Consider the following 4899-nt stretch of genomic DNA (forward strand, 5'->3'; position numbering starts at 1 on the left):
CTTTTATCCAATATCCTCATTTAGTCGAACGAATTTACCAAGAGAATGAGAATCAGCGCATTTGGCAAGATGAGCAGATTGTTCGTCAATTTGAACATCAATTGGAAGTAATTCGCCGAGCGGGTTTTAGCCCTTTATTTTCACGCCAGTTAGCGCAAATGAAGGCGTATCGTGAACAGAAAGCGTTTAACGAATACGATCTGCTGGCAACCGATACTTTACTTTTGTATTTGAGTTATGCCGAGCAAGCTCCCAAAGTCGGTATGGCTTGGTTCTTTGAACGTAAGCTCAACTCTGCCATTGCTCCACCAAGCCAAGAAGCCTTGTTCGCTCTTCATGTTGCGGTAGAAGTTAACAGTATCGGCGATCTGCTCAATGGCTATGCGCCCAACAACGCGGCTTATGATCAACTGCTACACGCCTATGATTTTCTGCTCAGTACTGAAAATGCAGCGCTCTCGTTGTACAGCCAAAAAGGGTTAAAAAAACCTGGCGATAAGCTCTCACAACGTAGTGTGCTTATTGCCCGCTTATCATTAGTTAATATCGATGTTAGCACAGTGCGTGACGACGTAACTTGGTATGACAACAGCTTGGTCAAACCTGTGAAAGAGTTTCAAGCGATGCACGGTTTAAAAGCTGATGGCATGATTGGCCCCGAGACCTTAAAGTGGTTAAATTTGTCTTTGCAGGCACGCCTGTCTATGTTGGCATTAAATGCAGAGCGAACTCGTTTGTGGCCAGAATCAAAAGAGACACAGATCGTAGTCAACGTTCCCAGTTTTGATATGCGCTACTGGTATTTAGGTAAAGAAGTCTTTCAGTCTAAAGTGGTGGTGGGCCGAGTTTCACGCAAAACGCCACTCATGAGCACCAAATTAGATTCTTTGATCCTAAACCCGACGTGGAATGTGCCACACAAAATCATGGTTGAAGATATTCTGCCGATGGTAAAAAAAGATCAAAACTATTTGCGTCAACACAATATTGATATTGTTTCGAGCTGGCGTTCGAATGATCAAATTGACCCAAGCAACATCAACTGGTCTGCGGTGAATCCGGCCTCTTTTCCCTACCGAATGCGTCAGCAAGCCGGGCAAGATAATGCATTAGGTCTGTATAAATTTAATACGCCCAATCGCAGAGCGATTTACCTACATGATACGCCGAGTAAATACCTATTCAATAATACGTCGCGAGCCTTTAGTTCGGGTTGCATTCGAGTACAAAATGCCGATAAGTTTGCTTCGATGATATTAGAAACCCAAGGTATTAATGGTGATAAATTAACGGGTAAAGAAGGGCCAGCGAATGGCACGATCCCATTAAAGCAGCGCATCCCCGTACACATCATCTATCAAACCGTTTGGTATGAAGGTGGGGAACTGCACTACCGAGATGATATCTATCGTTATGATGCATTCAGTACCAGTAATGGGTGAATGGATACTGCTAAAACAGTGGTCACCTAAGTAAGCAGGGATGCGTCTCTCAATTTACCAAAAAATGACTTAATAAAGATCTCTTTTATGTTCAAAGAGTAACGATGCTGTAGCTCTCTCTTGAGCATTTCGAGCACAATTTATGCATTTGATCTTCACAATGGAGTCCGGTAGTGTCCGGGCTTGTTGAAAATAAATTCAGTTGTGAAGGTATCCAACCTTGTTAGTTTCTCGTCGTCACTTTATAAAATTGGCTGGTAGTGGTGTAGTTGTAGCGGCGTGTGCCCCCCAAATAGTATTGGCATCGTACCCTGAAACCTCTCGCATACTTTCGATGAATAATTTACATACCGGTGAAACACTTGAAACCTGTTATTTCAACGGTGTTCGTTATGTTCGATCTGAGCTTGATCGGCTCAACCATATTTGCCGTGATTTCCGCCGCAACGAAGTCCATCCAATGGACAAAAATCTATTTGACCAAATATCGAAAATTCAATCTCTACTTGGCACTCAAGCGGAAGTACAAATCATCTCTGGTTATCGATCTCCTGCCACCAATGAAATGTTGCGCACTCACTCCTCTGGGGTTGCTAAGAAAAGTTTCCATATGCTAGGCCAAGCAATTGATTTTCGGTTAGATGGTGTTCAGTTGAGTCAAGTACGCGAAGCGGCGATCGAATTGGGCGCTGGCGGTGTTGGTTATTATCCTAGCAGTGATTTTGTGCACATTGATACTGGGCCTGTACGTCATTGGTCATAAGGCTGTTCGTGACTTGTCAAATGAAAGTGTCAATGTCATAGTTCGGCCAACTGCGAATTCGAACAAGGTTTTAGTATGTCGTTAAAGTATCAAGTGGTGCCCGTCACTTCCTTCTCTCAAAACTGTTCTATCGTTTGGTGTGATGACACCATGGAAGGGATCGTGGTTGACCCCGGCGGTGATGTGAAACAGCTCGTGATGTTGATCAATGAACTCGGGGTAAAAGTGGTCAGTTTGGTTCTTACTCATGGTCATTTAGATCATGTCGGTGGAACCGAACCGCTGGCGCAGCAGTTGGGCGGCGTCGATATTATTGGACCACATAAAGCGGACAACTTCTGGCTACAAGGCCTCGAAGGTCAAAGCAAAATGTTTGGTTTTCCACTGACGGAAGCCTTTGAACCTACCCAATGGCTTAATGACGGTGATGAAGTGAAGTTTGGCCTTCAAACTCTACAAGTATTGCACACGCCCGGCCACACGCCCGGTCACGTGGTGCTGTTTAGCCAGCAAGCGAAATTGGCGTTTGTTGGTGATGTATTGTTTAACGGTAGTATCGGCCGTACGGATTTCCCGCAAGGTGATTTCAATACCCTTATTCACTCGATCAAAACTAAGCTATGGCCACTTGGCAACGATGTGACGTTTGTGCCCGGCCATGGTCCGCAATCGACTTTTGGCCGTGAACGTGCCAATAACCCTTATGTCGCAGATGAAATGCCTCTGTATTGATCTTGATTAGGCTCAGAGTGTTCCTTCTGCGCCCATTAAATCATGTCTTAGTCTGGTTCGGCCGCCGCGAGGTAGCGCCGAATCAGCCCTACAAACGCCTCGGCGTCACGATCCAGATCGTGCGCTGAGATAAAAATATCATAATCAAAAAATTGCCGTTGATAGCGCATCCGATTGGCTAACATTGCCATAAGACCATGATAGTAATTACCGTTTGGCGCAGTGTAAGGTGCGTTGTCGAGTACCAAGTCTTCAAATTGAGTCTCTTTGCGCTGTTGTTTTGCTCCTAAGTAGAGCAGCGCGCGCTGGCTGAGCAAGATCTCACTAGCGATTCTGGGACACACACTCTCAAGGTAAGGTGAATAATCCTTCAGTTTGATCCCAATCCAAGGCAAAGGTTGGTGCCAACCATGATATTCATAACTGCATACCCCAATGCGGCTAATATTGTTCCATTTTACGACCCAACCTCCTTTAAAGAGATGCTGCTGAAAATGGGTAGCGGTTAGGGTGTAGCTAACTTTTCCTTTCAAAATCAAAAGATAGAAGGTGATTAGAGTCACTGCCAGTGCACTTACTAACAGCAGCGCATGAATAATGTTGGATGAGAACATGACAATGCAAATTGAAGCGATGATACAAGTCGTATTGACCCATTTAACCACAGGTGATTGCAGAGAAAAGCGCGTATTAGACAAATGTTGGGTGTGCATAAACCAGTGAAACTCCTTCGAGCTACAGCATCGTTGTTGGCTGTTGCGACCTGTATAAATTGTAGTCAGTTACCGCATCAAAATGCGTTTTTGCCCCTCAATCTGTGCTATGCCCTACAAATCGAGGACGATTTTTGATATAAAACGCGCTTCAAATTTTCACCACTGCTTGAAACGCAGTGAAATGGAGAAATATTCGATGAGACTTGCTCATAAGCGTAAGGTGCAGGCAAAATTGCAAAAGCGTATTAAAGCGACTGTTGCAAACTTGATCGCCTCTCAATCAGCAAAGCCTGTAACAGCGCAATCGACCGTAGCAAAAACCGCTGCAACAAAAGTAGTTGTGGAGAAAGCTGCGGCGAACTCTAAAAAAGTGGATGTTGCGTTAACGCCAAAACAGCAACAGGTTTTAGATATCGTCGCTAACCACACAGAAGGTATGAATCCTAAATCGATCGGCTTAAGTGCTGGTCAAGAAGATGCGAAAGCTGCCGCTTGGGCCACTGGCGCACTCAAGAAACTAGTAGAAGAAAATCTGGTAGTGAAAGAGCAGTTAGCAGGCAACAAAGTTATCTATAAAGCCATTTAATCTGCTGTTCGTTGTGAATGAATTAGCCTCGGTAGCCCCGAGGCTTTTTTACGATCAAATTTTAAAATGCAATCAAAGCTACTCTTCTTTGGTAATAGAGCCAATTTCGAGCATCGGCGCGACATCTATGTTTTCGGCATTCATCATAGAAGATAAACGTTGTACTGATGAGAGCAACAGGCTTTGCTCCCACTCTTGAAGCTGCCTAAATTGTTCGACAAAGCTTTCTTGCAATGGTTGCGGTGCCTTTTCTAGCAGCTTCTTACCTTCGTCCGTTAAATGGGCGTGCACTTTTCGTTTATCGGTATTGCTGCGAATTCGCTGTACGTATCCGTTGCGCTCTAATCTATCCAAAATGGTGGTGGCAGTGGCCTGGCTCATGTTCGTATGATCCGACAATGTGCGTATAGTCACCTCACCAAGGGTTTGAATTGAACGCATTAGAATAAGCTGGGGACCAGTAAGCCCAGCGTCTCTATTCAGTTTTTTAGAGTGCAGATCAATTGCGCGAATAATTTGTCGAATTGAGATCAAAACTTCTTCATGTTTTTCCAAACTCATTGTCCCAAAAAGAAAGTTATTAATAAGCGGGGACCATAGCGCAGTTCTTTTCACTTGAAAAGTAGCATTCGACCTCTTTTGTTCTGGTCTAAGATGATG

The 4899-nt window shown here is 44.4% G+C and carries 6 protein-coding genes; 4 read left to right on the forward strand and 2 right to left on the reverse strand.

The window, feature by feature from the left end; all coding sequences use genetic code 11:
- From B9J87_RS08450 to B9J87_RS08460, 3 genes are all read left to right on the forward strand, one after another.
- A partial coding sequence (locus tag B9J87_RS08450; protein WP_094150192.1) for a L,D-transpeptidase family protein occupies positions 1 to 1442 on the forward strand: 1442 nt, incomplete at its 5' end.
- Between the two features lie 220 nt (positions 1443 to 1662).
- On the forward strand, positions 1663 to 2205 hold the full coding sequence (locus B9J87_RS08455; protein ID WP_094150194.1) for a DUF882 domain-containing protein: 543 nt from the start codon (positions 1663 to 1665) through the stop codon (positions 2203 to 2205).
- A gap of 75 nt (positions 2206 to 2280) precedes the next feature.
- Positions 2281 to 2937 carry an MBL fold metallo-hydrolase gene (locus B9J87_RS08460; protein ID WP_013856747.1) on the forward strand — a complete coding sequence of 219 codons (657 nt, stop codon included), beginning with the start codon at positions 2281 to 2283 and terminating at the stop codon, positions 2935 to 2937.
- A 47-nt stretch (positions 2938 to 2984) separates the two neighbouring features.
- On the opposite strand, the gene B9J87_RS08465 is transcribed toward B9J87_RS08460, so the two are convergent.
- Entirely contained in the window at positions 2985 to 3650 is a 666-nt protein-coding gene (locus B9J87_RS08465; RefSeq protein WP_064625306.1) for a DUF2982 domain-containing protein, read from the reverse strand.
- 199 nt (positions 3651 to 3849) lie between these two features.
- Between B9J87_RS08465 and B9J87_RS08470 the strand changes: the two genes are divergently transcribed.
- The gene (locus B9J87_RS08470) at positions 3850 to 4239 is read left to right on the forward strand and encodes a MarR family transcriptional regulator (protein WP_161439660.1); all 390 of its coding nucleotides are present in this window, start codon (positions 3850 to 3852) and stop codon (positions 4237 to 4239) included.
- Positions 4240 to 4317: 78 nt separating this feature from the next.
- On the opposite strand, the gene B9J87_RS08475 is transcribed toward B9J87_RS08470, so the two are convergent.
- Positions 4318 to 4794 carry a MarR family winged helix-turn-helix transcriptional regulator gene (locus tag B9J87_RS08475; protein WP_010320725.1) on the reverse strand — a complete coding sequence of 159 codons (477 nt, stop codon included), beginning with the start codon at positions 4792 to 4794 and terminating at the stop codon, positions 4318 to 4320.
- Positions 4795 to 4899 lie beyond the last annotated feature (105 nt).

This window comes from Vibrio sp. V19_P1S1T109, from assembly GCF_002241375.1.
Lineage (GTDB): Bacteria > Pseudomonadota > Gammaproteobacteria > Enterobacterales > Vibrionaceae > Vibrio > Vibrio anguillarum.